Origin of the sequence: Streptomyces sp. NPDC050145 (assembly GCF_044460245.1) — a bacterium.
Lineage (GTDB): Bacteria > Actinomycetota > Actinomycetes > Streptomycetales > Streptomycetaceae > Streptomyces.
The window spans coordinates 134,626-160,112 of record NZ_JBITJS010000005.1 but is presented as its reverse complement, the minus strand read 5'-3'; the positions used below and the strand labels follow the sequence as shown (position 1 = coordinate 160,112).

Here is a 25,487-nt window from a genome sequence, read left to right as displayed (position 1 = left end):
GGGACACCCAGGCAACCAAAGAACTTTCGTAAACATGATCAGGAGGCAATCCGTGAGCGCGACCGCGGACCACGCGGAGAAGAACCTTGCCGAAAGGCTCGGTTTCCAGCCCGACCAGGTGGTCCAGGAGATCGGCTACGACGACGACGTCGATCAGGAGCTCCGCGAGAGCATCGAGGAAGTCATCGGCTCCGAGCTCGTCGACGAGGACTACGACGACGTGGCTGACGCCGTGGTGCTCTGGTTCCGTGAGGACGACGGGGACCTTACCGATGCGCTGGTGGATGCCATCGCGTACATGGAGGAGGGCGGCTCCATCCTGCTCCTGACGCCGAAGACGGGCCGTGACGGCTACGTCGAGCCCAGCGAGATCGGGGAGGCCGCCACCACCGCCGGTCTCACCGCCGCCAAGAGCGTCAGCGCCGGCAAGGACTGGACCGGCAGCCGGCTGGCCACGCCGAAGGCGGCCGCCAAGAAGCGCTGAACCGTCCCGGCGAACGGGACCAGAAGAGAAGGCCCCCGGGGGCGCGCACCGCCGCGCCCCCGGGGGCCTCACCCGTTCCCGGAGCCCGCGCCGCGTCCCGAACCCCCCGCCAACTACGCTGAACCCACCCGAACAGCCCCACCGAGAGGAAGCTTCACCATGGCGATCGCCGTCGGCACCAAGGCTCCGGACTTCGAGCTCAAGAACCAGCACGGCGAGACCGTGAGGCTCTCGGACTTCCGGGGCGAGAAGAACGTGGTGCTGCTCTTCTACCCGTTCGCCTTCACCGGGGTCTGCACCGGCGAGCTCTGCGCCCTGCGCGACGAGCTGCCCAAGTTCGTCAACGACGACGTGCAGCTGCTCGCCGTCTCCAACGACTCCCCGTTCTCCCTGCGGGTCTTCGCCGAGCAGGAGGGCCTCGAGTACCCGCTGCTCAGCGACTTCTGGCCGCACGGCGAGGCCTCCCGCGCCTACGGCGTCTTCGACGAGGAGAAGGGCTGCGCGGTGCGCGGCACCTTCATCATCGACAAGGAGGGCGTCGTCCAGTGGACCGTCGAGAACGCGCTGCCCGACGCGCGTGACCTGAACGAGTACGTCCGGGCGATCGACGCTCTCTGAGCCGCTCCCGGGAGCAGGCCCGAGGGGCGACACCCGGCGACACCCGGCGGGAACCCTCGCGGGGTACGGGAACCCCTCACTAGGATCCAGACGTTGATCCGATGCCAGACGCACTACGGGGGCTCCCCGCCCCTCAGACCACAGGGAGGACTCGTGGGAGTCAGCCTCAGCAAGGGCGGCAACGTATCGCTGAGCAAGGAGGCTCCGGGCCTCACAGCGGTCGTCGTGGGCCTCGGTTGGGATGTCCGTACCACGACGGGTACGGACTTCGACCTCGATGCCAGCGCCATTCTGACGAACGCCGAGGGCAAGGTACGCAACGACCAGGACTTCGTGTTCTTCAACAACCTGAAGAGCGCGGACGGCTCGGTCGAGCACACCGGTGACAACCTGACCGGTGAGGGCGAGGGCGACGACGAGCAGGTCAAGGTCAACCTCGCGGCCGTGCCCGCCGACGTGGACAAGATCGTGTTCCCGGTCTCGATCTACGACGCCGAGAACCGCCAGCAGTCCTTCGGACAGGTGCGCAACGCGTTCATCCGCGTCGTGAACCAGACGGGCGGCGCCGAGATCGCCCGCTACGACCTCTCCGAGGACGCGTCGACGGAGACCGCCATGGTCTTCGGCGAGCTGTACCGCAACGGGGCGGAGTGGAAGTTCCGCGCCGTCGGCCAGGGGTATGCCTCGGGTCTGCGCGGCATCGCGCAGGACTTCGGCGTCAACGTCTGAGCGGACCACCACCACCCAGACACCGTCCGGCGCCGCACTCCAGCAGTGCGGCGCCGGACGCGCTCGATCACAGCACCGTTCCACATCGGGGAGGACCACGATCATGGGCGTCACGCTCGCCAAGGGGGGCAATGTCTCCCTCTCCAAGGCCGCACCGAATCTGGCCCAGGTCCTGGTGGGCCTCGGCTGGGACGCGCGTTCCACCACGGGAGCCGACTTCGACCTGGACGCCAGCGCGCTGCTGTGCAGCGGCGGCCGCGTCATGGGCGACGAGTGGTTCATCTTCTACAACCAGCTCACCAGCCCCGACGGCTCGGTCGAGCACACCGGTGACAATCTGACCGGTGAGGGCGACGGCGACGACGAGTCGATCATCATCGACCTTTCCCGGGTCCCGGCCGGCTGCGACAAGATCGTTTTTCCGGTCTCCATTCACGACGCGGACAACAGGGGCCAGACCTTCGGTCAGGTCAGCAATGCGTTCATCCGCGTGGTGAATCAGGCGGACGGTCAGGAACTGGCGCGCTACGACCTTTCCGAGGACGCCTCCACGGAGACGGCGATGATCTTCGGCGAGGTCTATCGCTATGGCGGCGAGTGGAAGTTCCGTGCGGTCGGTCAGGGGTACGCGTCCGGGCTGCGGGGCATCGCTCTAGACTTCGGAGTCAATGTTTCGTAAAGCCGTGCGCGGAGCGGGGGAGCCCCGTACAACCAGCACGGGGAAACCCGTACACACGATGGGGTAGTCAGTGGTTCTGAAAACCTTCGGCTGGTCGTTCGCGATCACCGTGCTCGGTTTGATCGCGGCGGTGTTCTACGACGGATGGACGGCGTTCGGGGTCGTCGCGATTCTCGCGGTCCTCGAGATCTCTCTGTCCTTCGACAACGCGGTGGTCAACGCCGGTGTCCTGAAGAAGATGAACGCCTTCTGGCAGAAGATCTTCCTCACGGTCGGTGTGCTCATCGCGGTCTTCGGCATGCGGCTGGTGTTCCCCGTCGTGATCGTCGCGATCAGCGCCAAGCTGGGCCCGATCGACGCAGTCCAGCTGGCCTTCGACGATAAGGAGCGCTACCAGCAGCTGGTCACGGACGCGCACCCGTCGATCGCCTCGTTCGGTGGCATGTTCCTGCTGATGATCTTCCTCGACTTCATCTTCGAGGAGCGCGACATCCAGTGGCTGCGCTGGATCGAGCGGCCGCTGGCCAAGCTCGGCAAGGTCGACATGCTGTCGGTCTGCATCGCCCTGATCGTCCTGCTCGTCGCCTCCCTGACCGTCGCGCTCAACGCGCACCAGCACGGCGGCGTCCACGTCGACAAGCAGGCGACGGTGCTCCTCGCCGGTGTCGGCGGCCTGATCACGTACCTGATCGTCGGCGGCCTCTCCGGCTACTTCGAGAACCGCCTCGAGGAGGAAGAGGAGCGCGAGCACGAGGAGGAGGAGCGCGCCGCACGCGAGGGCAAGCCCAAGTCGGCCGTGCTGCTGGCCGGACAGGCCGCGTTCTTCATGTTCCTCTACCTCGAGGTCCTCGACGCGTCGTTCTCCTTCGACGGTGTCATCGGCGCCTTCGCCATCACCAACGACATCGTGCTGATGGCCCTCGGCCTCGGCATCGGCGCCATGTACGTCCGGTCGCTCACGGTCTACCTGGTCCGCCAGGGCACCCTCGACGACTACGTCTACCTCGAGCACGGCGCGCACTACGCGATCGGCGCCCTCGCCGTGATCCTGCTCGTCACCATCCAGTACGAGATCAACGAGGTCATCACCGGCCTCGTCGGCGTCGTCCTGATCGCCTGGTCCTTCTTCTCGTCCGTACGGCGCAACAAGCGCCTGGCGGCCGAGGAGGGCGGCAGCCCGGACAAAGCCGAGGTGACGTCCGGGGTTTGACCCGGGGGTCATTTCTGGAACGCTCTGGACGGGGCGGCCGTACGAGGACGAGTCCTCCGCGGCCGCCCCGTCGGCATGTGGAGGACCACGGAAAGTGGGGGCGGAGATGTCCTTCTGGGACCGGTTGTGGAGCGGACGCTCGGCGCAGTTCGACTTCGACTCGGGCAGCGCGGCGACCAACGCGATCGAGCTGACCAAGCGGCACCCCACGGTCTCCCTGTCCAAGCAGGGCGCCGCGACGGGCAACCTGCGGGTGAACCTCTCCTGGCGGATGCGCACCTCGGACATCGGCCGGCCCGAGAAGAACAGTGTGCTGCGCCATCCGTCCCGCATGTTCAAGCCGGACGTCGTCCAGGCGCACACCCAGTCGATGGTCAACGTCGACCTGGACCTCGGCTGCCTGTACGAGCTGAAGGACGGCGAGAAGGGCGTCGTGCAGCCGCTGGGCGGCTTCTTCGGGGACCTGAACGCGCCGCCGTACGTGAAGCTCAGCGGCGACGACCGGTTCGGCTCGGCGTCGGGCGAGACGATCTACGTCAATCTCGACCACCGCGACGCCATCAAACGCCTGCTGGTGTTCGTCTACATCTACGACCAGACGCCGGCGTTCGACCGTACCCACGCCATCGTCACGCTCTTCCCGAGCAACGGGCCGCGCATCGAGATCAGCCTCGACGAGCGGGCCCCGCAGGCCCGCTCCTGCGCCGTCGTCTCGATCGAGAACGTCAAGGGCGACCTCGTCGTACGGCGCGAGGTGAAGTTCGTGTACGGGTTCCAGTCCGAGCTGGACCGGCTGTTCGGCTGGGGCCTGCAGTGGGGCCGGGGCTACAAGCCGAAGGTGGGCGAGCGCCCCTGAGGCGCCCGCCCCGGGTCACCGACCGATGAACTGGGGGCCCTGCGGCGGCATGCGGAACGCCGGGTCCGGCGCCCCGGCGGCGGCCGCCACCGGCTGCGGATAGCCGTACGCGGGCTGCGAGGGCGGCGCCGGCTGCGTCGCCGGGGCCGGCGGGTACCCGTAACCCGGAGGCTGCTGCGGGGGCACCGGGAAGGCGGGGGAGGGCGGCGGCTGGTGCGGGACCTGCGCCGTGACCGCGGACTCGTCGGACGCGGGGGCCACCGGGGCCGTGACCGGGGTGGCCGAGGCCGGCGGGGCGGGCTCCGGCGCCGGCTCGGGAGCCGTGGCCTCGTCGACCAGGATGCCGAAGTCGGTGGCGAGCCCGACCAGACCGCTCGAGTACCCCTCACCCACCGCGCGCAGCCGCCAGCCGCCGTCCCGCCGGTACAGCTCCGCGCAGATCAGCGCGGTCTCGGCGCCCGTCTCCGGCTTGATGTCGAAGTACGCGAGCGGCTCGGCGGCCTCGCCGGCCCCCGCGTCGTACACGCTCATCCGCAGGCCGGGCACCTGGTCGAAGCTGACACCGTCGTCCGGGGACGCCGTCAGCAGGACCCGGGAGATCTCCGGGGGTATTCCCACCAGATCCGCCTGGATCGTGTCCGTCATCCCGTCGGGGACCCGCTTCTGGCCCAGCCGCCAGACCTTCCCCGAAGGGTGGCGCGGCTGGTTGTAGAAGACGAAGTCGTCGTCGGAGCGGACCCGGCCGTTCTGGCCGAGCAGCAGCGCCGACGCGTCCACCGGCGGCACGCCCTGCCCCGGGGACCACCGGAGAATGGCGCGCACCCCCGTGGCGTCGAGCGGGATGTTCGCCCCCTTGAGCATCGCGTGCGTCATGCGGTCATCCTGCCTTCCCGGCCCCGGCCCGGACAATGCGGGGCCCCGTCATCGCCTGCGCACGACCCTGCACACACCGTCCGGAAGGACGTGTACGACATGCGTGGGTTACCTGAATTTCATGGCACACGGGAACCCTTGACACACGTTTGTACGTACTATTACCGGCCACCTCTTGTCAGCGCGGTCCTGTCTGTGCCGCCCATGTCTGCCGGCACACCAACATCACACCAACGGGAAATCATCGGGGGACTCACATGCGTCATTTCGGGCACATAGCCCCTGAGGTGCGGGAACGGCTGTTCCACGAGGAGCCGCGCGCCTTCACGGCGGAATCCTCGCCCCGGCTGCTCGCGGCGGCGCTCGGCGCCACGCTCTACAGCCCGGCCACCCGCCCGCGCCTCGCCGACGACGTGCTCAAGCAGGCCGGGCGCGGGGTCGTGTCCATGGTGCTGTGCCTGGAGGACTCGATCGACGACGCCGAGGTCGCCGACGCCGAGGACAACCTGGTCCGCCAGTTCGCCGACCTGCACACACGTGTCACGGACGGCGCCGCCGAGCCCCCGCTGCTCTTCATCAGGGTCCGCACGCCCGAGCAGATCACCACGCTCACCGACCGGCTCGGCCCCTCCGTCGCGCTGCTGTCCGGATTCGTGCTGCCGAAGTTCACCGAGGAGCGCGGCGTCCCGTTCCTGGAGGCGCTGACCGGCGCCGAGGCGGCCACCGGGCGACGGCTCTTCGCCATGCCGGTCCTGGAGTCCCCCGAGCTGCTGCACCTGGAGACCCGCACCGAGGCGCTCGCCGGGATCTCCCGCACCGTCGACAAGTACCGCGACCGCGTCCTCGCCCTGCGCCTCGGCGTCACCGACTTCTGCTCCGCGTACGGACTGCGCCGGCCGCCGGACATGACCGCGTACGACGTCCAGATCGTGGCCTCCGTCATCGGCGACGTGGTCAACCGGCTGGGCCGCTCCGACGGCACCGGCTTCACGGTGACCGGGCCCGTCTGGGAGTACTTCCGGCACCAGGAGCGCATGTTCAAGCCGCAGCTGCGCCGCAGCCCCTTCCTCGAGGTCCGGGCCGACGAGCTGCGCCAGGCCCTCATCCAGCACGACATGGACGGCCTGCTGCGCGAGATCGAGCTCGACCGGGCCAACGGACTGCAGGGCAAGACCTGCATCCACCCCTCCCACGTCCTGCCCGTGCACGCGCTGTCCGTGGTCAGCCACGAGGAGTACAGCGACGCCTGCGACATCCTGCGCCCCGAGCGCGACGGCGGCGGCGTCATGCGCTCCGCGTACACGAACAAGATGAACGAGGTGAAGCCGCACCGCGCCTGGGCCGAGCGCACCCTCCAGCGCGCCGAGGCCTTCGGCGTGGCCCGCGAGGACGTCGGCTTCGTGGAACTCCTCGCGGCGGGCCTGCCCGCATGAGCCGTACGAAGCACGCCGGGAAGAACGACGGAAGGAACGAGAACGACGTGGTGTGGACGGGTACCTGGGTCGCCGAGCGGCTCGGCGTCGAGCTGAACGGCGAGCGGCGACTGACGGAGCTGCTCGGCCTCGCGCTGCGCCGCAACCCCAAGCGAGCCCATCTGCTCGTGTCGAACGTGCTGGGCAAGCACGTCCCGCAGCGCCCCTCCGTGGTCCGGTCCTGCGGCCACGACCTGGGCGTACGGGTCCGTGAGCTGCTCGGCGACGCGCAGGCGGCCCGCGCCGTCGTGCTCGGCTACGCGGAGACCGCGACCGGCCTCGGCCACGCCGTCGCCGACGGCATCGAGCTGGCCCCCTACCTGCACTCCACGCGCCGCCCCGTCGAGGGCGTCGCCCGCGCCGGCGGCTTCGAGGAGTCCCACTCCCACGCCACCTCGCACCTCCTCCTCCCCGAGGACCCCGCCCTCCTCGCCGGCGACGGACCGCTCGTCCTCGTCGACGACGAGTTCTCCACGGGGAACACGGTGCTGAACACGATCCGCGCCCTCCACGAGCTGCACGCCCGCGACCACTACGTCATCGTCGCGCTCGTCGACATGCGCTCGCCCGGCGACCAGGGCCGCCTCGACACGTTCGCCGCCGAGATCGGCGCCCGCGTCGACCTCGTCGTCGCCGCGCGCGGCACCGTCGCACTGCCCGACGGCGTGCTGGAGAAGGGGCAGGCGCTCGTCGAGGAGCACGAGGGCGCCGCCGGGCCCCCGCCCCGGCGCGAGCGCGGCGAGATCGTCCGCGTCACCGGGCTCGGCTGGCCCGCCGGTGTGCCCGACGGCGGCCGGCACGGCTTCACGCCCGCGCACCGCACCGCCCTGGAGGCCGCGCTGCCCGCCATGGCCGCGCGCATCGCCCCGCACATCGAAGGCCGCACCCTCGTCCTCGGCAACGAGGAGCTGATGTACGCCCCGCTGCGCCTGGCCACCGCCCTGGAGGACACCGGCGCCGACCTCGCGTACTCCACCACCACCCGCTCGCCCGTCCTCGCCGTCGACGACCCCGGCTACGCGATCCGCACCCGCCTCGTCTTCCCCGCGCACGACGCCCCGGCCGACGGCCCCGGCGACCGCTTCGCGTACAACGTGGCGGGCGGCGGCTTCGACACCGCCGTCGTCTGTCTCGACTCGGCCGGCGACACCCCCGAGCTGAGCGCGCCCGGCGGCCTCCTCGACCGGGTCGCCGAGCACGTCGCCCGCGTCGTGGTCGTCGTGATCCCCTCCTACACGCCCGCGCCTGCCGACGCGCCCGAAAGGCCCCCCATGTCCCTGCCCGAGCCGCTGCGCGGCCCCGACTTCTCCTCGTACGCCCCGGACGAGGTCGGCTGGCTGCTCCAGGACCTCTCGGACGTGACCCTGGAGGCGCCCACCGAGGAGCGCGAGGAGGCCATCCAGAGCGGCGGCGCGCACTACGCGGAGTCGCTGCCGGTCGAGTACCAGCCCAGCGAGCAGTACCAGGAGCTGTTCCACGCCGCGCTCGACAGCTCCGGCGAGCGGATCGCGCGGGCCGTCGGCGTCGTCACCGAGACCGTGCTCGCCGAGCGCCCCGGCCGGCGCCCCGTGCTCGTCTCGCTCGCCCGCGCCGGTACGCCCGTCGGCGTGCTCATGCGCCGCTGGGCGCGCCACCGGCACGACATCGACCTGCCGCACTACGCCGTCTCCATCGTCCGCGGCCGCGGCATCGACGCCAACGCGCTGCGCTGGCTCGCCGCCCACCACGACCCGCGCGACATCGTGTTCGTCGACGGCTGGACCGGCAAGGGCGCCATCACCCGCGAACTCGCCGCGGCGATACGGGAGTTCGAGGCTTCCGGCGGCGCGGCCGGCTTCGACCCGGAGATCGCGGTGCTCGCCGACCCCGGCTCCTGCGTGCGCACCTACGGCACCCGCGAGGACTTCCTCATCCCCTCCGCGTGCCTCAACTCGACGGTGTCCGGGCTGATATCGCGCACCGTGCTGCGCGCGGACCTCGTCGGACCGGACGACTTCCACGGCGCGAAGTTCTACCGCGAGCTGGCGGGCGCGGATGTCTCCGGGGCCTTCCTGGACACGGTCGCCGGACGCTTCGACGAGGTCGCGGACGCGGTGGACGTGGCCGTCAAGGAGCTCCTCGGGGCCGACCGGGAGCCCACCTGGGAGGGCTGGGCCGCCGTCGAGCGGATCAGCGAGGAGTACGGCATCCACGATGTGAACCTGGTCAAGCCCGGCGTCGGCGAGACGACCCGGGTGCTGCTGCGTCGCGTGCCGTGGAAGATCCTGGCCCGCGCGGACGCCGGAGCGGACCTCGACCACGTCCGGCTGCTCGCCGAGCAGCGCGGCGTCCCGGTCGAGATCGTGGACGAACTGCCGTACAGCTGCGTCGGATTGATCCACCCGCGGTTCACGCGCGGGGCGACGGGTGCGGACGGCAAGGCGGTGGCGGCGAAGTGAGCGCGGGGAGTTCTGCCGTGGATGTGAGTGCCGGCGCGAGCGCGGGTGTGTCCGTCGTCGCGAGCGACCTCGACCGTACGTTGATCTACTCCGCCGGAGCGCTCGGGCTCACCATGCCCGACGCGCGGGCGCCGCGGCTGCTGTGCGTGGAGGTCTACGAGAGCAAGCCGCTGTCCTACGTCACGGAGGACGCGGCCGAGCTGCTCGTCGAGCTGGGCCGGCGGTCCGTGTTCGTGCCGACGACGACGCGGACGCGGGAGCAGTACGGGCGGATCCGGCTGCCCGGACCCGTGCCGAAGTACGCGATCACGGCCAACGGCGGGCACCTGCTGGTCGACGGCGTCTCCGACCCGGACTGGCGGGCGGCCGTGGGGGAACGGCTGGCGGACGAGTGCGCGCCGCTCGCCGAGGTGCGGGAGCGGATGGTCGCCGCCGCGGATCCGCAGTGGCTGCTGAAGGAGCGGGTCGCGGAGGACCTGTTCGCGTACCTGGTCGTGGACCGGGCGCGACTGCCCGAGGGCTGGGTCAAGGAACTCGGGGCGTGGGCGGACGGGCTGGGCTGGTCCGTGTCGCTGCAGGGCCGCAAGGTGTACGCGGTGCCGAAGCCGCTCACGAAGGGCGCGGCGGTGCGGGAGGTCGCGCGGCGGGTCGGGGCCGGGCGGGTGCTCGGGGCCGGTGACTCGTTGCTGGACGCGGATCTGCTCGGCGCGGTCGATCTGGGCTGGCGCCCCGGCCACGGCGAACTGGCCGACCTGGGCTGGACGGGGCCCGGGGTGACGGTGCTCCCGGACCGCGGCGTCCTGGCGGGCGAGACGATCCTCCGCGCCTTCCTGAACGCACTCTGATCCGGCGCCGGGAGCCGGATCAGCGGCTCCGCGACGGCGCGTGGTCAGCGGTCCTGGGGCGCACGGAGTGTGCCTTCAGGGGCGCGGGGAACTGCGCGACCAGCCACGACGGCGCGGCACTCGGCGACGATCCGCGGCCCCTGCGGCGGCGACGCTTTCGCGAACCCCCACGCCGTAGGCTGTCCGCATGCCTCGTTATGAATACCGGTGCCGGGAGTGTGGGGAGCTGTTCGAGATGGCTCGGCCGATGGCCGAGTCCTCCGCTCCGGCGAGCTGCCCCGCGGGCCACTCGGACACGGTCAAGCTCCTGTCGACCGTCGCGATGACCGGCGGCGCCGGCCGCGCCGCAGCCCCCGCCCCGGCCCCCAGCGCCGGAGGCGGAGGCGGCGGTTGCTGCGGAGGCGGCTGCTGCGGCTAGGTCCTGGCTGGACCTAGAACTCGTCGGGCCGGTGGCGGGCCTGCCAGTACGGGTTGTCGTGCGGCAGGCCCCCGCTGACCCGCCCGTACATGCCGAAGAACATCAGCAGCAGCCCGACGACAAAGCTGAACAGCACGTTCTGCATCTTGAACGCCAGGAAGTTCGCACCGGTGTCGAGCAGGGCCAGGTTCACGAAACCGCTGAGGATGAACAGGACGCCCAGCGTCATGTTCAGGGTCGAGGCGAAGTTGCCGCCGACGACCATGCCGGCGAACAGCAGCAGGCCGACGCAGATGGACAGCACGCTGAGCGCGCCGTTCGTGTTCAGCCCCGCGACGGTGTCTCCGCCCGTGTCGAAGAAGCCGATCCTGTCGATGAGGCCGAGGATGCCGAAGGCCAGCAGCACGAGACCCATCAGACCCGCCCCGGCACGGTAGACCTGGCTGAGCCGGTGATCGACGGGCAGATGCTCGTCCAGCCTGACGCGCCGCCGGGAGCCTGGGTGGAGTGCTTGCGTGGCCGCCATGGTCGCCTCGCCTCCTCGCGCGTACAACACGTACGGCGCGTACGGCATGTACCGCGCGTACGTACTCCAAGGATCCGCCCGCCGCACGGCGAGTGCCAACATCGCCGGTACCTCCGGCGCGCCGGTCAGGCGACCCCGCCGCGGTCCTCCCGGATCTGGGCGACGACATGGGCGACGGTCTGCCGCACCGCCTCCGTCTCGGTCAGGAAGTGCCAGTAATCGGGGTGTCGGCCCTCCAGGCCGGCGACGGCGCGGTCGAGCCGGGCCACGGAGTCGTCCAGCGGGCGGGCGTGCCGCGGATCGGGCGTCGCGCGGCCCGCCATCGCGAGGCGCTGCGCGTCCCGGATCGCGAACCGGGTGCGGTCGATCTCCTGCTGCGGGTCCTTCGCCACCGCGTTCAGCCGCCGCAGCCGGTCGGAGGCGGCGGAGACCGACTCGTCCGTCGTGTTGAGCAGGGCGCGGACCGTGGAGAGCCGGGACGTGGCGTCCGGCCAGCGCTGCTCGTCGCGGGCCGTGCGGGCCTCGGCGAGCTTGGTCTCGGCCTGTTTCACGTTCTCCGCGGCGAGCTCCGGGACGCGCTGGAGGTCCTGCCAGCACGCGGCCGCGAACCGGCGCCGCAGCTCGCTCAGGACCGGCTCGACCTGCCCGGCCCGGGTGGTCAGGGCCTGCGCCCGGGTGCGCAGCGAGACGAGCCTGCGGTCGATCTCGGCGGCCTTCTCCGGCAGCCGCTGCGCCTCCGCTCGCACCGCCTCGGCGTCCCGGGCGACCCGCTCGGCCCGCTCCAGGGTCTCGGGCACACCGTGCTGCCCCGCCCCCTGGTTGAGCTTCGTCAGCTCGGGGCCGAGGGCGGCGAGCCGGGCCGCGAGGTCGTCGGCCTTGAGCCCGGCCTGCCGGACCGCGTCCAGCGCGGTCGTCGCCGCGAGCAGGGCCTGACGGGCGCGCTCCACGGCGGGCGCGAGCCGCGCCAGCTGGGTCTCGGCCTTGCCGAGCAGCGGGCCGAGCCCCTGCGCGAACCGGTCGAGGTCTCGCTTGACCTGGACCAAGTCGTCCTTCGCCCGCGCCAGTTCGCCCCGGGCGCGGGCGGCGACGGAGGCCTCCAGGTCGTCCCGGTCCAGGTCATGGGCGTCGACCGCGCTGATGTACCGCCCGCTGGCCTCGTCGATGCGGGCGCCGAGCTGCTGGAAGTCGGTGACGGCGCGGCGGGCGGCGGGGGAGTCGTCGACCGCCGTGATGGTCTCGATGGAGATCCGCAGGTCGCGCTGGGCGGTGTCCAGCTCGTAGAACGCCGCGGCGGCCGCGTCCTTGGCGGCCTGCGCCTCGGCCCGCTGGCTCTCCGAGCGGCCGCCGAACCAGCGGCGCGTACCGCCCGCGTGGAACGACGCGGTGACGGCGGCGGCCAGCAGCGGCACCGGCAGCAGGGTCAGGGTGAGGAGGTCCCGCCAGGGGGACGCGGGGACGGGGCGCCGAACGACAAGGCCACGCACCCCTCGGGGACGCTTCGTCGCCGTCGTCACTAACCTCTGACCTCTCCCGTGCCGTCACCAGCCTGACCGGTGTTCATTCTCCCACCGGTTAATGACGAACACACGGCCCGGTTAGTTCGCGGTTCGGAGGGTGACTTTTCCGTCCTGGGTGCGGACCGTGACCCGGTGCGCGCTGTCGGCGTCGCGCGGCACGGACACCCGGACCGAACCGTCGTCCGAGTGCGAGCTCACCTTGTACGCGGCGGAGCCGGGCAGCGCGACATCGACCGAGCCGTCGTCGCTGACGGCGTCGACCCGGTCGGGCACGGTGCGCAGGTCCAGGTCCGCCGAGCCGTCCTGGGTGCGCACGGACACCGTGCGGGCGTCGATCCCGGTGGCCTTCACGGAGCCGTCGTCGGTGCGCACCCGCAGCGGCCCGGCGCTGTCCGTGATCCGGACCGAGCCGTCCTGCGCGGTGATGTCGAGGCCGTGCCGGAAGCCGGTGGCGCGCACGCTGCCGTCGTCGTCCCGTACGACGACCTTGACGTCGCGCGGCACCTCGAGGCGGTGCCGGGCCGAGCAGTCGGCGATGAAGCCGGAGCAGTCGAGGCGCAGCGTCAGCCGGTCCTCGCTCTTGTCCCAGCGCCAGGTGGTCCTCGGGTCGGAGCCGATCACGGTGGAGCCCTCGAACCACCGGGTGACCTTCACCTCGTCGCCGTCGGCGGGGACGAGTTCGAGCGCGGAGTCGTCGGAGTCGACGGTGAGCGTGCGGCCCTGGAGGGCGAAGGAGCGGTGCTCGGGGCGGGTGTCGTCGCGGGCGTCGGCTCCGCAGGCCGTCACGCCGGCCGCGAGGGCGGCGGTGGCGGCGGTGACGGCGAGCACGCGGGCGGTGCGGTGCGGACGACGGACGGTCATGGCGAACTCCCCCTGGGGCGACGGCTGGTGCGGGCCGCCTCGGCGTCCGGCCCGTCATGAACGTACGGGGGGAGCGGCCGGGGCGGGATCCGGCCGGCCACCGGATCCACGGTGGGGTAAACCCCCGCAGTGGCCCGGCCCGATACGGGTTTGCGGTGCACGGCCGTCGGCAAGGTACGCTGTCGGCTCGTCCTGGTCGCAGCGCCAGGCTGCCGGGTGCGTAGCTCAGGGGTAGAGCGCCTGCCTTACAAGCAGGATGTCGGCGGTTCGAAACCGTCCGCGCCCACCGGTTCCACCTCGTACGAAGCCTCTCACCGCGACCGGTGAGGGGCTTTCGTCGTTCTCCGGCGGGAACGGGCCGGGGTCAGCCGGGCTCGTCCGTGCCGGAGCGCTCGGGGAGGTGCTTGAGGGCGGCGCGGGCGCGGACCGCCTCGGTGCCGCTGAGGCCTGACCAGTAGCGGTGGCACGTCACGAAGACGGCCAGCTCCAGCTCGCGCTGCCGGAGCTTCTCGACCTCCGCCTGCTCGTCGCCGGTCCAGCCCGGGGAGGCCGGGCGCTCCAGCTTGCGCCAGCCCTGGGTGTCGCTCACCGCGTCGAGGGGCTCCACGGACCAGGGGAGCCGCTTGAGGAGGGCCTGGAGATCGGCCCGGACCTGGTGCAGCTCCTCCTGGCCGGCGAGGAGATCGCTCGGATAGTCGAAGTCGGGGGCGGAGTCATCGTTCGCTGCCACCCCTCAATGGTACGTCTGTTCGATTTAGTGAGGCGAGCTACTCGGCCCGGTTCACGCGAACGTGTGTACGTCTGACAGGTGCTCCCCGGCGCGTCAGACTGAAGACATGTGCCGCAGCATCAAAACGCTCCGCCCGCCCGCCCAGCCCGAAGAGGCGACCGAGGACGAGATCAGGGCCGCCGCCCTCCAGTACGTGCGCAAGGTGTCCGGCTTCCGGGCCCCGGCCGCGCACAACCGCGAGGTGTTCGACCGGGCCGTGGACGAGATCGCCCGCGCCACCGCCGCCCTGCTCGACAACCTGGAGGTACGCGGCGCGCACTCCAAGCCCGCCGAGGCTCAGGCCTCCTGAGCCCGCGGGGCCGGGCGGCGCATGACGTAGGCCGCGAGGAAGCCCGCGCCCACCAGGGCGAGCAGCGAGACCAGCGTGGACATCCAGCCCGCGCCGAGCCAGTGCGCCCCGAAGTAGCCGAGCGCGACGCTGTACGCGGCCCAGGCGAAGCCCGCCAGGGCGGACCAGGGCAGGAACTCGCGGACCCGGCGGTGCGCGGTGCCGGCCGCGAAGGACACTACCGAGCGGCCCGCGGGCGCGAACCGGGCGATGATCACGAGCAGTCCGCCGCTGGAGCGGCCGAGCGCCCCGCCGAGACGTTCCTGCGCGGTGGACAGCCGCCGGGAGCGGGCGATGGCGCGGTCGAGGCGCTCGCCGCCGCGCCAGGCGAGCCGGTAGGCGACGAGATCGCCGAGGACGGAGGCGGTCGCCGCGCTCAGTGTGAGCGCCAGCAGGTCGGGTACCCCGTGCGGGACCTCCCCGGTGGCCGCGCCGGTACCGGCGGCCGCCGCGGTCGCCGCGGTGATCACGAGGACACCGCTCGGCAGCACGGGCAGGAAGACGTCACAGAGGACCGAGACGGCGACGATCACGTAGATCCAGGGACTGCCGGTCAGCGACCCCACACTCTCCAACACCGCGTGTCCACTCCCCGTACGTCGACCCGTACGACCGTTTTCGTCTTGTTCCTCCGACCGTTCCTCCGGGCTGGGAGCGGCTGATGACAGCTGTACAGCGTACGCCTCAAGAGTTGCTGAAGTGACGCAAGGGGTACAGATGTTCCCCACGTCACGTTCACTCGATCGCCGTGTCGGACCGGGCGCCGGAGGCCGGTGTCCCGTACCAACGGACCAGGGATGCGGGGGGTGCGAGGAGGAACCGGTGATGGTTACAGGAATGGTGAGCGGCGTCCTCGCGGCGGCCGTGCTCGCGGCGGGCGGCGCCGGCGGCGCGAGCGGTGCGCCGGGCGGCGGCGGATCGGACGCGTACTGGCTGCGGGTCGAGGCGCGCTTCGCACCGCCGACGGCGTTCGTGCCGTCGGCCGCGGTCACCTACGACGACCGGCTCGTGCCGCCGGGCGCGTCGATCGAGGTCGAGCAGGAAGGCAGCCGGTCCGAGATGACCGTGCGGCTCGCCGTCGAAGGGCTGGAGCCGGGCCGTGCCTACGGGGCGCACGTCCACCAAGAGCCCTGCGGGGCCGATCCCGAGGCGGCGGGCGGCCACTACCGGCACGAGGAGGACCCCGGGCGGGCGGACGCCGCGAACGAGGTCTGGCTGGACTTCACCACCGACCGGGCGGGCGACGGACGGGCCGTCGTGCACAAGGCGTGGGGGCTGCGCCGCGGCGAGGCCAATTCGGTGGTGCTGCACGACGCGCCCGGTGGGGCGGGGAACCGCGTGGCCTGCTTCACGGTGCCGTTCGCGTCGCTGACCTGACGGCCGGACGCGTCGTGCGGGTGGTGCGGATGGAGCGGGTGGTGCTTGCGGTGCGGGGTGCGGTCAGGCCGTGACCTTCTCGCGCTCGGGGCTCTGCTCCCCGGACGTGCGCGCACCGCGCGCGGCGAACAGCCGGTCCAGGCCGAGGGCGCCGGAGCCGGTGAAGACGAGCAGCAGCATCGCCCAGCAGAACAGCGCCGCGGCGTCGCCGCCGTTGGCGATGGGCCACAGGGCCATCGACTGGTGGACGTCGAAGTAGGCGTAGGCCATCGCACCGGAGGCCAGGAAGGCGGCCGCGCGGGTGCCGAGGCCGATCAGGACGAGGGCGCCGCAGACGATCTCGATGACACCGGCGTACCAGCCCGGCCAGGCGCCGACGGCGGGAGCGGCTCCGCCCATCGGGCTCTCGGGGTAGCCGAAGAGGGAAGCGGTGCCGTGGCAGGCGAAGAGCAGGCCGACGACTATGCGGAACAGGCCGAGGGCGTAGGGCTGGGCGCTGTTCAGACGTCCAGTCATGGTGGGGACTCCTCATGTTGGGGGAGCCCAGAGATTAGGGGAACCTTACTTGAACTTGCAAGTTCAACATTTAGCCATTTGCCCGGGGAGCTGCAAGTGCCGACGCATCCCTTCTCGGTGCGCTCATTCCGTCGCGTCCCGTGCCACGGCGGTGAGCTCGTCAGTAGCCTCCGCGAGGGAGGTATTCGTCAGCCGAAAGGTGACCCGTGAGGTGTCCAAGCTGCGCCAGCCGCCGGCGCGCCCAGGGCGGACGCGGACTTCGGCTCCGGCATTCAGCAGCATCTGGCGACGGGCCACCCTGTCGCTGTCGGTGGCCGTCCACTCCTCCGCGTAAGTAGTCTCGCCGCTGATCACTTCGACGCGCGCCGGTACGGTCTCGGCGGCTTCCAGTACGGCCATGCGCGCGTCCAGTGCACCGATCTTGGCCCGCAGTGTGCGTTGCGCCATCTGCGACTGAGCCGGTTGTTCGAGCAGCAGCGTCATCTCCGCGCTGAGCTCGCCGAGTTCGATCGACGGATCGTAGCCAGGAACCTCGCGCGTCTCGGTGACCCGAATGTCGCGGGCTGTTGCGAGGAACTGTTCGGCCACCCACTCTTCCAGCCAGTCCGCGCGCAACGAGACTGGCTCGTCGCATGGCCGACCGTTGGCGCGGCTGTTGCACTTGTACGTAGGTCGCTGCCCAGGTCGCGACTGCTGCATGTTGAGGTACAACTTCCCTCCGCAGCTGTCGCACAGTGCGACGCCGAGCAGCAGCGACTGTGTGTCCTTCCGGACCGCAGGCTCGCGTGCCCGCTTGTCGATCAGCGCGCCGACGGCGTCGAATTCAGCGGGTGACAGGATCGGCTCGGCGGCGGCCGGGACGGCCTTCCCGTCGGAGTCCAGCACTGCTCTGCCTTGATGGGTCTTGTGGCCGAGTAGTGCCGGGGAGCGCAGCAGTCCCGTGATGGCGGTAGCCGTCCACGGGTGGTTTTCCTGCATCCGACCCTTTTGTTCCCGCCAGTGATCGCGTGGAGATGGCACCCCGTCGGCCGTGAGCGTCAGTGCGATGGACTGCGGCGATTTCCCGTCGGCGAGGGCGGCGACAATCCGCTCGATGACGGCAACGGCCTCCTGGTCCGGTACAAGCGTCCACCCGCCGGACGGCAGCTTTTCCGGCCGGTAACCGTATGGCGGTCGACTGCCGCGCCAACGCAGCGGCATGGTCCGCAGCGCGGCCTGGGCACCGATGACTCGATCGCGAATCGACGCGGCTTCAAACTCGGCGGCGAACGAGAACACCTGCAGCAGCAGCTTCGTAACCAGGTCGAGGCCTTGCCGGAAGTCCAGTACCAGCCGTCCGCCCGGACCTTCGGCGAATACGAGGATCTTCTGGTGATCCGCTGCCCAGTCGGCGAGGCGGGTCATGTCGTGCATGGACCGCACGGCGCGATCGAAGCGCCACCACACCACCACGTCGAAGGCGGAGGCCCGATCGGTCAGCCACGGGCCGAGCTCCGGGCGGCCGAACGGTGAGGTCTTGGAGGCTGACACGCCGAGATCGAGAGCCTCTCCGATGATGTGCGCGCCAATGGCGGCAGAGGCCTGCTGGTTGGCGGCCCGCTGACGTTCCGGTGACGTGCTCTCGTCCGTGAGGACCGACAGGCGGATGGCGCTCAGTGCCTTCATGGTGACGAGTGTTTCAGAACAGCCACTCGTCGGTATCTGGATTGTCAAAACTCATGCAGTTATGCCTCGTGTGTCGTCGTCGGACTTCCTCCGGCGTCCCGCGCCTGTGTGTCAGGAGTGGCACGCCGGAGGCAGGTCGCGTGATTCGGGGGCTCGGAGGTCGGTTCAGCAGCCGCTGAGGCCGGACTGGATCGCGCTCTTCTCCGCCGAGTCGACCGTGAGGTTGTAGTAGTGCTTCACCTGGACCCACATGCGCAGGTACGTGCAGGTGTACGCGGTGCGCGAGGGCATCCACTCGGCCGGGTCCTGGTCGCCCTTGGACTGGTTGACGTTGTCGGTGACCGCGATGAGCTGGGGGCGGGTCAGGTCGTTGGCGAAGCCCTGGCGCTGCGCCGTCGTCCAGGAACTGGCGCCGGACTTCCAGGCCTCGGACAGCGGGACGACGTGGTCGATGTCCAGGTCCGACGCGGCGGTCCAGGTGGCGCCGTCGTACTCCGAGTACCAACGTCCGGACGTGGCTGCGCAGTTGGAGTCTGTGACGACGTTCGTGCCGTCGCGCTTGAGGACGACCTCGCGGGTGTTGCAGGTGCCGGACTGGGTGATCCAGTGGGGGAACTTGTCGCGGCTGTAGCCGTCGCTCGATCCCTCGGCCCTGACGGTCAGTTCGGAGAGGTAGGTGCGGGCGGTGGCGGCGCTGACGGGGGTCGGCGGGGAGGCCTGCGCGGGGGTGGCGGTCAGTGCCGTGAGGAGGGCGGTCGCCGCTCCGGCGGTGATCAGGGCCGTGCGTCGACGCGCGTAGAAGGTGCGGCTGAGCATGTGAACTCCCTGGGTGTGGGGGGCCGTTCGGACGCGTGGTCGTTCGGATGGTGGCCGAGTGGGGTGTCGGGCGGGCGTCCGTTGAGTGACAGGGTCGCGTCAAGTTGACGGTTCGACAAGGGGTCGATCAGGCCCGCGCCGTTGCCAGTTGGGGTCTCGTCACCGGTTGGAGTGTCGTCGTGGCTGGTCGTACGGCTGCCCGCGCCCCTGGCGGCGTTCCGTTCGGGGCGGATTTGGATATTGCGGGCCCGCTTTGTACCGTGGGGGAACAAAGTGGTTCCCGCCCGCCTCCCTGACCGGCGGGCGGGGCCCGCTTTGGACCCGCACCCCCGCCTCCGTTCCCTGGAGCCCCCCGATGACGGCCACGCCCACCGTTCTGTCCGCACGCGCCCTGCTGCTCGACATGGACGGCACCCTCGTCAACTCCGATGCCGTCGTCGAACGCTGCTGGCTCCGCTGGGCCGCCGGTCACGGGCTCGACCCGGACCAGGTCATGCGGGTCGTGCACGGCCGCCAGGGCTACGCCTCGATGGCGCTGCTCCTGCCCGACCGCCCCATGGCCGAGAACCACGCGGACAACGCCCGCATGCTCGCCGAGGAGACCGCCGACATGGACGGCGTCGTGCCCGTGCCGGGCGCGGCCGCGTTCCTCGACACGCTGCTCACCGGCCGGCTCCCGCACGCGCTGGTCACGTCGGCCGACGTCGCCCTGTCGACCGGCCGGATGGCCGCCGCGGGCCTGCCCTACCCGACGGTCCGGGTGACCGCCGAGAACGTCGGCGCGAGCAAGCCCGACCCCGAGGGCTTCCTCAAGGGCGCCGCGGAACTGGGCGTCGACCCCGCCGACTGCGTCGTCTTCGAGGACTCCGGCGCGGGCATCGCGGCGGGCCTCGCCGCCGGCATGCGGGTCGTCGGGATCGGACCCCGGGCCGCCGAGTACGGCCCCACCGTCCAGGTCGACGACCTGACCTCCGTACGCGTCGAGGCGGCGGCCGACGGGGAGATCCTGCTGCACGTGGGCTGAGGAAATTGGGGTGTGGGAGCGCCGGGCGCCCTCCTACGATGGCCCGATGACGTCGATCAAGGAAATCCAGGTCACCTTCGACTGCGCCGAGCCGGTGCGCGTAGCCCACTTCTGGTGCGAGGTGATGGGGTACGTGCCGACGGTCGACGAGGACGGGGACGACGCCTGGGCCGCGGCCTCCGACCCCACCGGCAAGGGCCCGCGCATGTACTTCCAGCGCGTCCCCGAGGGCAAGGTCGTCAAGAACCGCGTGCACCTCGACGTCCGGGTCGGCAAGGGGCTCGTCGGTGAGGAGCGGCTCGCCGTGATCCTGGCCGAGGAGGCCCGTCTGGAGAAGCTCGGGGCGACCCGTGTGCTGCTGCAGCTGGCCGACGAGGAGAACGAGTCGTGTCTGACGATGCAGGACATCGAGGGCAACGAGTTCTGCCTCGACTGACCCGGACGATCCCCGAGCGGCGCCGGTCCCGCGAATATCCGGTTGCGGGGGCACCCCGGGGGTGGAACATCATCGGGGATGCCTGACGTCAGCTGGACCATCGCCGCCGAGCCCCACGACTCGCCCGACGCGCTCGCGCTCTGGCGCGCGTACTACACCGAGGTGAGCGACCGCTGGTACCAGCGGTACGAGGGCCGGGACACGGACGCCGACGAGCTGGAGCGGGAGATCGCCGCCGACCCGGGCGGCCATCTGATGCCGCCGAAGGGCCGGCTCCTCGTGGGCCGGTACCGCGGCGAGCCCGCAGGAATGGCCGGGGTGTGGCTCGCCGACGCCGGCACCGCCGAGCTGACCCGGGTCTACGTGCGCGCGGATCTGCGCGGCACCGGTGGCGCCGCCCGCCTCGTCGCCGCGGCCGAGGACGCGGCCCGGGACCTGGGCGCCGAGCTGATCCGGCTCGACACCCGCACCGACCTCGTGGAGGCCCGCGCCCTGTACGCCCGGCTCGGATACACGGAGACCGAGGCGTTCAACGACGCCCTCTACGCCGAGCACTGGTTCAGCAAGGACCTCAAGGCGGCGTGAAAGGAAGACCTCAAGGCGCCGTGACAGCAGACGGGGTCAGGCGGCCAGGCCCGCCCGCCCGCGCTCCTGCCTCCCGTCGTGCGGCCGCTCCTCGTCCGAGCCGCACATCTCCGTGTTGAGCTCGGCGACGAGCTGGTTCAGGTCGGTCGGGCGGTCCGGCCCCCACCAGTCGCCGAGCAGCTCCGCGAGGGACTCCTCGCGGGCCTTCGCCAGCCGGCCCGCGACCTCGCGGCCCTGCTCCGTGAGCACCAGGTCGAGCCCCTCGCGCCGCGCGAGGCGCCGCTCCTCGACCTGCCGGGCCGCCGCGATGATCACCGGGAGCGGCACGCGACTGCGCTCGGCGAGCGCGGACGGCTCGGCCCAGCCGTACCGGTTGATCCGCAGCACCAGCCAGCTCGCCGCCGGCAGCAGGTCCTCACCCGCGCGGGCCGTGATCTTCTCGTAGATCGCCCGCCGCCCCTCCCGCGTCCCGAGCGCGGAGAGCGCCCGCGCGCACTCGTCGTACGAGGACCGCTCCACGGGGTTGGAGGCGAGGGTCTCGGTCGTGTCGGGGGCGGTCACGGAGGCACGCAGCTTGTCCTCGCGCAGGAACCAGGACAGGACGAACGCGAGCAGCGCGACCGGCGCCGCGTACAGGAAGACGTCGGTGATCGACGACGAGTAGGCGTGCAGCACCTGCGGCTGGAGCGCGGGCGGCAGGCCGGCGATGCCGCGCGGGTCCGCGCCCAGCGACTCCGGGCTGACACCGGGGGGCAGCTGCTGTCCGGCCAGGGCGTCGGTGAGCTTCGTGCCCAGCCGGTTGGTGAAGATCGTGCCGAAGATCGCGACGCCGAACGAGGCGCCGATGGAGCGGAAGAAGGTGGCGCCCGAGGTGGCGACGCCCAGATCCTCGTACGGGACCGCGTTCTGCACGATCAGGACGAGCACCTGCATGACGAGGCCGAGCCCGAAGCCGAAGACGAGGAAGTAGCCGCTCATCTCCAGGGTCGAGCTGTTCTCGTCGAGGTTGTGCAGGAGCAGCAGGCCGAGCGCGGTGACGGCGGTGCCGACGACGGGGAAGACCTTCCAGCGGCCGGTGCGGCTGACGATCTGCCCGGACCCGGTGGACGCGATCAGCAGCCCGAACACCATCGGCAGCATGTGCACACCCGACATGGTCGGCGACACCCCGTGCACGACCTGGAGGAACGTCGGCAGGTACGTCATCGCGCCGAACATCGCGAAGCCCACCACGAAACTGATCACGGCGGACAGCGTGAACGTCCGCACCCGGAACAGCTTCATCGGCAGCACCGGCTCCGCCGCCCGGAACTCGACGAACACGAACACGACCGCGAGCAGCACGCCCAGCACGGCGAGCCCGACGATCTGCGCCGAACCCCAGTCCCAGGTGGTGCCGCCCAGCGAGGCGACGAGCACGAGACAGGTCGCGACGGACGCGATGAGGAAGGTGCCGAGATAGTCGATGCGGTGCTTGCGGGCGCGGACCGGGATGTGGAGCGCGGCGGCGATCACGGCGAGCGCGACGACCCCGATCGGCAGGTTCACGTAGAACACCCAGCGCCAGCTCAGATGCTCCGTGAACAGCCCGCCCAGCAGCGGGCCGAGGACGCTCGTCGCGCCGAAGACCGCGCCGAACAGGCCCTGGTACTTGCCGCGTTCGCGCGGCGACACGATGTCGCCGACGATCGCCATCGACAGGACCATCAGGCCGCCGCCGCCCAGACCCTGGAGCGCGCGGAAGCCGATGAGCTGCGGCATGTTCTGCGCGACGCCGCACAGCGCCGAACCGATCAGGAAGATCACGATCGCGATCTGGAAGAGCTTCTTGCGCCCGTACTGGTCGCCGAGCTTGCCCCACAGCGGGGTCGCGGCCGTCGACGCCAGCATGTACGCGGTGACCACCCAGGACAGATGGTCGAGGCCGCCGAGGTCGCTGACGATGGTCGGCAGGGCCGTGGAGACGATCGTCTGGTCGAGCGCGGCGAGCAGCATCCCGAGCAGCAGCGCGCCGATGGACACCAGGACGCTGCCGCTCTTCGCCGTGTCGTCCGGTACTGGCGCGTGGGTACGGGCCCTGCCCGTGCCGCCGACCGGAGTGTCACCGCCCCGCGTACCACCGTCCTGAGTGCCGCTGTCCTGGGTGCTCATGGCCACCTCCACGGGCCCTTCGGCCCGAACCGGCCGGAGAGCTGACTCCTCCATCCTGGTGGCTGTGCCCCGTTTTGGCCTGTTGAGTCCGGGGCGCGGTGTCCGTTTTCCCCGGACCGACACCACAGGTTCTTCATACGGTCTGCATAATGCGGACAACGCTCAGGGGATGGGGAACAGCACGGTGAGCGACCAGTTCGACAACGACCACGAAGCGACGAACCACCCGGGGACCGACCCGGGCCAGGACCTGGGGGAGGCGGAGGGATTCGGGCCGCTGCGGGTGCGCCCGTACGTCACGCTGCCCGAGCCGGAGGAGCCCGAGCCGCCGCGCGCCTCCCTCCCGTACACGCCCGCGCCGCTGCCGCCGCAGCGCGCGGTGCCGGACGCCGAGCGCGACGATCCCGAGCCGGAGGAGCCGCAGCGCCGCAAGGCGCCCGTGGCGCTGCTCGCCGCCGTCGCGGGCGTACTGAGCGTGGCGGCGCTCGTCACGGTGCTGGTCACCTCGGGCGGCGACTCCTCGAAGGTCACGGCGGACGAGGCGCGGCCCTCGGACCTGGTCGCCTCGTCCGCGCCCGGTACGACGCCGGGGGCGCCGTCCCCGGAGTCCTCCGCGCCGTCGGCCTCCGCCTCCACCTCCGCGTCGGCCTCGGCCTCCGTCTCGGCGTCGCCGTCACCGACCCCGAGCCGCACCAGCGCGAGTCCCACCCCGAGCGAGGAGCGCACCAGCACCGCGCCGAGCCCCTCCCGCTCCGAGCGCGAGGAGTGGGGCGCCGGCTCCGACACCCTGAGCCGAGGCGACCGCGGCCCGGAGGTCTCCGAACTCCAGCGCCGCCTCCAGCAGCTCAACCTCTACACGGGCGAGCCGAACGGCAACTACAACAGCCCGACGGAATGGGCCGTGCGCCGCTACCAGGTGGCCCGGGGCATCCCCACCAGCACACCGGGCGCGTACGACGCCCCGACACGGGCGATGCTGGAGTCGGAGACGAGCGGCTAGACCTCAGGCCTGGTTCTTCGGCGCCGCCTGCTGGACGACCTCGAAGGACCACACCGTGGAACCGGAGGCGGCGGGCTTGGGGCGGTCGCCGCCGGCCTGCGGGGCGCCCTGGTGGGCGGACTTCATCGGGCCCTCCATCCAGGCCTGGAAAGACTCCTCGTCACGCCAGCGCGTGTAGACGAGGTAGTCGTCGGTGCCCTCGATGGGACGCAGGAGCTCGAACCATTCGAAGCCGTCGGAGTTCTCGACGGCACCGGCCCGCGACGCGAACCGCTTCTCCAGGACCTCGCGCTGCTCGGCGGGGACGGTCAGGACGTTGATCTTCACTACGCTCATGACGTCATCCTGCCGCACCCGCCGGGCGCGTCAGGCGCGGGCCTGCCGCCAGCGCTCCACGATCTCGTCCACGTCGTAGGGCTTCAGGCCGAGGGGCGGGCCCGGGGGCGGCTTGAACATCATGTCGCGGATCTTGGCGTTGAGTTCCGTCATGCGGGTGCGCACGACGCGCTCCGAGGGGGCCGACGTGATCGCGGCCAGGGTGTCCTCGGCTTCCTTGCGCAGTTCCAGGGAGGGCGGCAGGACGGAGATGCCCTCGCGGGCGAGCTTCTGCTTCACCCACCAGTTCTCGTCGTAGAGGGTGTCGGGCGATGTGTCGAGCGGCTTGCCGGCGCCGGGCAGCGAGGAGAAGTCGCCGCGGCGCTGCGCGTCACGGATCTGATGGTCGACGAATGACTCGAAGCTGACGCCGGGTGGTTTGCGTTCGGTCATGGGAACAGTGTCCCAGAGGCGGCGTCGGCGGCCTATGATGCGCGGCGTCCCGGCCGAACGACAGGCCGGGAGGAACAGCGCGGAACGCTTGGGGGAGTGCGGTGCTCGAACTGACCATGGCCACGGTGGGTGGCGAGGACGCGGGGGCCACGGCCGGCATGGTGATGGCCGAGGCGGACAGTGTGCCGGGCGCCGTGCTGCGCGTGGGGCGGGACACCGCCCAGTGCCGGCTCGTGACGCCCGACGACTGGCTGTTCGTGTCGCGGGTGCATCTGGAGTTCCGGTGCGGGCCCGGCGGCGAGTGGAGCATGGAGTGGCTGCGCGGCTCGCAGGACGATCCGGCGTCGGAGGTGCGGGTGCGGTTCGGCAGCCCGCAGGGGCCCGGGCAGCCCGTCCCGTACGGCGGGGTCGTCGAGCTGCCGCGCGGCGCGTCCGGTGAGGTCGTCGTCCTCGACCGGAGCGGGCCGCGCAGCGTCAACGTGGGCTTCTACCAGGAGGATTGAGC

At 71.3% G+C, this 25,487-nt stretch carries 29 protein-coding genes and 1 tRNA gene; 18 read left to right on the top strand and 12 right to left on the bottom strand.

Translation table 11 applies throughout. The features are described 5' to 3' along the window. Nucleotides 1-52 precede the first annotated feature (52 nt). The 6 genes from ACIBTU_RS12250 (at nucleotide 53) to ACIBTU_RS12225 (ending at nucleotide 4,576) form a co-directional block, all read left to right on the top strand. Nucleotides 53-484 (top strand): DUF3052 domain-containing protein, encoded by a 432-nt coding sequence (locus tag ACIBTU_RS12250; protein WP_188339140.1) that lies wholly within the window; start codon nucleotides 53-55, stop codon nucleotides 482-484. 159 nt (nucleotides 485-643) lie between these two features. Beyond that, nucleotides 644-1,102, top strand: coding sequence for a peroxiredoxin (locus tag ACIBTU_RS12245; protein ID WP_399125963.1), 459 nt, complete (start codon nucleotides 644-646; stop codon nucleotides 1,100-1,102). Nucleotides 1,103-1,255: 153 nt separating this feature from the next. Then, nucleotides 1,256-1,831: a TerD family protein gene (locus ACIBTU_RS12240; RefSeq protein WP_188339142.1), complete on the top strand. Its 576-nt coding sequence runs from the start codon at nucleotides 1,256-1,258 to the stop codon at nucleotides 1,829-1,831. Between the two features lie 103 nt (nucleotides 1,832-1,934). Beyond that, on the top strand, nucleotides 1,935-2,510 hold the full coding sequence (locus ACIBTU_RS12235; RefSeq protein WP_188339143.1) for a TerD family protein: 576 nt from the start codon (nucleotides 1,935-1,937) through the stop codon (nucleotides 2,508-2,510). 70 nt (nucleotides 2,511-2,580) lie between these two features. Continuing rightward, nucleotides 2,581-3,720 (top strand): DUF475 domain-containing protein, encoded by a 1,140-nt coding sequence (locus ACIBTU_RS12230; protein WP_399125962.1) that lies wholly within the window; start codon nucleotides 2,581-2,583, stop codon nucleotides 3,718-3,720. A gap of 106 nt (nucleotides 3,721-3,826) precedes the next feature. Beyond that, on the top strand, nucleotides 3,827-4,576 hold the full coding sequence (locus ACIBTU_RS12225; protein WP_399125961.1) for a Tellurium resistance: 750 nt from the start codon (nucleotides 3,827-3,829) through the stop codon (nucleotides 4,574-4,576). Nucleotides 4,577-4,591: 15 nt separating this feature from the next. On the opposite strand, the gene ACIBTU_RS12220 is transcribed toward ACIBTU_RS12225, so the two are convergent. After that, a complete protein-coding gene (locus ACIBTU_RS12220; protein ID WP_399125960.1) occupies nucleotides 4,592-5,449 on the bottom strand; it encodes a TerD family protein in 858 nt (285 codons plus the stop codon). A gap of 257 nt (nucleotides 5,450-5,706) precedes the next feature. On the opposite strand from ACIBTU_RS12220, the gene ACIBTU_RS12215 reads away from it, so the two are divergent. The 4 genes from ACIBTU_RS12215 to ACIBTU_RS12200 all read left to right on the top strand — a co-directional run bounded on the left by ACIBTU_RS12215 (nucleotide 5,707) and on the right by ACIBTU_RS12200 (nucleotide 10,622). Next, nucleotides 5,707-6,882, top strand: a complete 1,176-nt coding sequence (locus ACIBTU_RS12215; protein ID WP_399125959.1) for an HpcH/HpaI aldolase/citrate lyase family protein — start codon at nucleotides 5,707-5,709, stop codon at nucleotides 6,880-6,882. Beyond that, a complete protein-coding gene (locus ACIBTU_RS12210; RefSeq protein WP_399125958.1) occupies nucleotides 6,879-9,359 on the top strand; it encodes a phosphoribosyltransferase in 2,481 nt (826 codons plus the stop codon). Before ACIBTU_RS12215 ends, ACIBTU_RS12210 begins: the two co-directional genes overlap by 4 nt. A 17-nt stretch (nucleotides 9,360-9,376) precedes the next feature. Beyond that, the gene (locus ACIBTU_RS12205) at nucleotides 9,377-10,204 is read left to right on the top strand and encodes an HAD family hydrolase (protein WP_399125957.1); all 828 of its coding nucleotides are present in this window, start codon (nucleotides 9,377-9,379) and stop codon (nucleotides 10,202-10,204) included. 187 nt (nucleotides 10,205-10,391) lie between these two features. After that, nucleotides 10,392-10,622: a zinc ribbon domain-containing protein gene (locus ACIBTU_RS12200; protein ID WP_399125956.1), complete on the top strand. Its 231-nt coding sequence runs from the start codon at nucleotides 10,392-10,394 to the stop codon at nucleotides 10,620-10,622. 13 nt (nucleotides 10,623-10,635) lie between these two features. Here ACIBTU_RS12200 and ACIBTU_RS12195 read toward each other — a convergent pair whose 3' ends face one another. The 3 genes from ACIBTU_RS12195 to ACIBTU_RS12185 form a co-directional block, all read right to left on the bottom strand. Continuing rightward, nucleotides 10,636-11,148: a DUF4383 domain-containing protein gene (locus tag ACIBTU_RS12195; RefSeq protein ID WP_399125955.1), complete on the bottom strand. Its 513-nt coding sequence runs from the start codon at nucleotides 11,146-11,148 to the stop codon at nucleotides 10,636-10,638. Nucleotides 11,149-11,273: 125 nt separating this feature from the next. Beyond that, nucleotides 11,274-12,632, bottom strand: coding sequence for a hypothetical protein (locus ACIBTU_RS12190; RefSeq protein WP_399125954.1), 1,359 nt, complete (start codon nucleotides 12,630-12,632; stop codon nucleotides 11,274-11,276). 111 nt (nucleotides 12,633-12,743) lie between these two features. After that, nucleotides 12,744-13,526, bottom strand: coding sequence for a DUF4097 family beta strand repeat-containing protein (locus tag ACIBTU_RS12185; RefSeq protein WP_399125953.1), 783 nt, complete (start codon nucleotides 13,524-13,526; stop codon nucleotides 12,744-12,746). Between the two features lie 214 nt (nucleotides 13,527-13,740). Here ACIBTU_RS12185 and ACIBTU_RS12180 point away from each other — a divergent pair. Next, a tRNA-Val gene (locus ACIBTU_RS12180) sits at nucleotides 13,741-13,812 on the top strand. Between the two features lie 78 nt (nucleotides 13,813-13,890). On the opposite strand, the gene ACIBTU_RS12175 is transcribed toward ACIBTU_RS12180, so the two are convergent. Continuing rightward, nucleotides 13,891-14,256 carry a hypothetical protein gene (locus tag ACIBTU_RS12175; protein WP_399125952.1) on the bottom strand — a complete coding sequence of 122 codons (366 nt, stop codon included), beginning with the start codon at nucleotides 14,254-14,256 and terminating at the stop codon, nucleotides 13,891-13,893. Between the two features lie 106 nt (nucleotides 14,257-14,362). Between ACIBTU_RS12175 and ACIBTU_RS12170 the strand changes: the two genes are divergently transcribed. Beyond that, on the top strand, nucleotides 14,363-14,605 hold the full coding sequence (locus ACIBTU_RS12170; RefSeq protein ID WP_399125951.1) for a DUF2277 domain-containing protein: 243 nt from the start codon (nucleotides 14,363-14,365) through the stop codon (nucleotides 14,603-14,605). On the opposite strand, the gene ACIBTU_RS12165 is transcribed toward ACIBTU_RS12170, so the two are convergent. Further along, complete coding sequence (locus tag ACIBTU_RS12165) at nucleotides 14,593-15,222, bottom strand: DedA family protein (RefSeq protein WP_399125950.1); 630 nt, start codon at nucleotides 15,220-15,222, stop codon at nucleotides 14,593-14,595. The two genes, ACIBTU_RS12170 and ACIBTU_RS12165, sit on opposite strands and share 13 nt — an antisense overlap. A 247-nt stretch (nucleotides 15,223-15,469) precedes the next feature. Between ACIBTU_RS12165 and ACIBTU_RS12160 the strand changes: the two genes are divergently transcribed. After that, complete coding sequence (locus tag ACIBTU_RS12160) at nucleotides 15,470-16,021, top strand: superoxide dismutase family protein (protein ID WP_399125949.1); 552 nt, start codon at nucleotides 15,470-15,472, stop codon at nucleotides 16,019-16,021. 63 nt (nucleotides 16,022-16,084) lie between these two features. On the opposite strand, the gene ACIBTU_RS12155 is transcribed toward ACIBTU_RS12160, so the two are convergent. The 3 genes from ACIBTU_RS12155 to ACIBTU_RS12145 form a co-directional block, all read right to left on the bottom strand. Beyond that, complete coding sequence (locus ACIBTU_RS12155; RefSeq protein ID WP_399125948.1) at nucleotides 16,085-16,537, bottom strand: DoxX family protein; 453 nt, start codon at nucleotides 16,535-16,537, stop codon at nucleotides 16,085-16,087. A gap of 123 nt (nucleotides 16,538-16,660) precedes the next feature. Beyond that, complete coding sequence (locus ACIBTU_RS12150) at nucleotides 16,661-18,202, bottom strand: recombinase family protein (RefSeq protein WP_399125947.1); 1,542 nt, start codon at nucleotides 18,200-18,202, stop codon at nucleotides 16,661-16,663. A gap of 165 nt (nucleotides 18,203-18,367) precedes the next feature. Continuing rightward, on the bottom strand, nucleotides 18,368-19,018 hold the full coding sequence (locus ACIBTU_RS12145) for an HNH endonuclease family protein (RefSeq protein ID WP_399125946.1): 651 nt from the start codon (nucleotides 19,016-19,018) through the stop codon (nucleotides 18,368-18,370). A 355-nt stretch (nucleotides 19,019-19,373) separates the two neighbouring features. Here ACIBTU_RS12145 and ACIBTU_RS12140 point away from each other — a divergent pair, with 355 nt between their 5' ends. From ACIBTU_RS12140 to ACIBTU_RS12130, 3 genes are all read left to right on the top strand, one after another. After that, nucleotides 19,374-20,042: an HAD-IA family hydrolase gene (locus tag ACIBTU_RS12140; protein ID WP_399125945.1), complete on the top strand. Its 669-nt coding sequence runs from the start codon at nucleotides 19,374-19,376 to the stop codon at nucleotides 20,040-20,042. 46 nt (nucleotides 20,043-20,088) lie between these two features. Further along, a complete protein-coding gene (locus tag ACIBTU_RS12135; RefSeq protein WP_399125944.1) occupies nucleotides 20,089-20,478 on the top strand; it encodes a VOC family protein in 390 nt (129 codons plus the stop codon). A gap of 78 nt (nucleotides 20,479-20,556) precedes the next feature. Continuing rightward, the gene (locus ACIBTU_RS12130; RefSeq protein WP_399125943.1) at nucleotides 20,557-21,063 is read left to right on the top strand and encodes a GNAT family N-acetyltransferase; all 507 of its coding nucleotides are present in this window, start codon (nucleotides 20,557-20,559) and stop codon (nucleotides 21,061-21,063) included. 36 nt (nucleotides 21,064-21,099) lie between these two features. Here the strand turns inward: ACIBTU_RS12130 and ACIBTU_RS12125 are convergent, their stop codons facing one another. After that, complete coding sequence (locus ACIBTU_RS12125) at nucleotides 21,100-23,214, bottom strand: DHA2 family efflux MFS transporter permease subunit (protein ID WP_399125942.1); 2,115 nt, start codon at nucleotides 23,212-23,214, stop codon at nucleotides 21,100-21,102. A 169-nt stretch (nucleotides 23,215-23,383) separates the two neighbouring features. Between ACIBTU_RS12125 and ACIBTU_RS12120 the strand changes: the two genes are divergently transcribed. Next, nucleotides 23,384-24,214, top strand: a complete 831-nt coding sequence (locus ACIBTU_RS12120; protein ID WP_399125941.1) for a peptidoglycan-binding protein — start codon at nucleotides 23,384-23,386, stop codon at nucleotides 24,212-24,214. A 3-nt stretch (nucleotides 24,215-24,217) separates the two neighbouring features. Here the strand turns inward: ACIBTU_RS12120 and ACIBTU_RS12115 are convergent, their stop codons facing one another. Further along, nucleotides 24,218-24,550 carry an antibiotic biosynthesis monooxygenase family protein gene (locus tag ACIBTU_RS12115; RefSeq protein ID WP_399125940.1) on the bottom strand — a complete coding sequence of 111 codons (333 nt, stop codon included), beginning with the start codon at nucleotides 24,548-24,550 and terminating at the stop codon, nucleotides 24,218-24,220. 30 nt (nucleotides 24,551-24,580) lie between these two features. Continuing rightward, the gene (locus tag ACIBTU_RS12110) at nucleotides 24,581-24,982 is read right to left on the bottom strand and encodes a DUF1992 domain-containing protein (protein WP_399125939.1); all 402 of its coding nucleotides are present in this window, start codon (nucleotides 24,980-24,982) and stop codon (nucleotides 24,581-24,583) included. A gap of 101 nt (nucleotides 24,983-25,083) precedes the next feature. Between ACIBTU_RS12110 and ACIBTU_RS12105 the strand changes: the two genes are divergently transcribed. Next, on the top strand, nucleotides 25,084-25,485 hold the full coding sequence (locus tag ACIBTU_RS12105; protein ID WP_399125938.1) for a hypothetical protein: 402 nt from the start codon (nucleotides 25,084-25,086) through the stop codon (nucleotides 25,483-25,485). The last annotated feature ends 2 nt before the right edge of the window (nucleotides 25,486-25,487 follow it).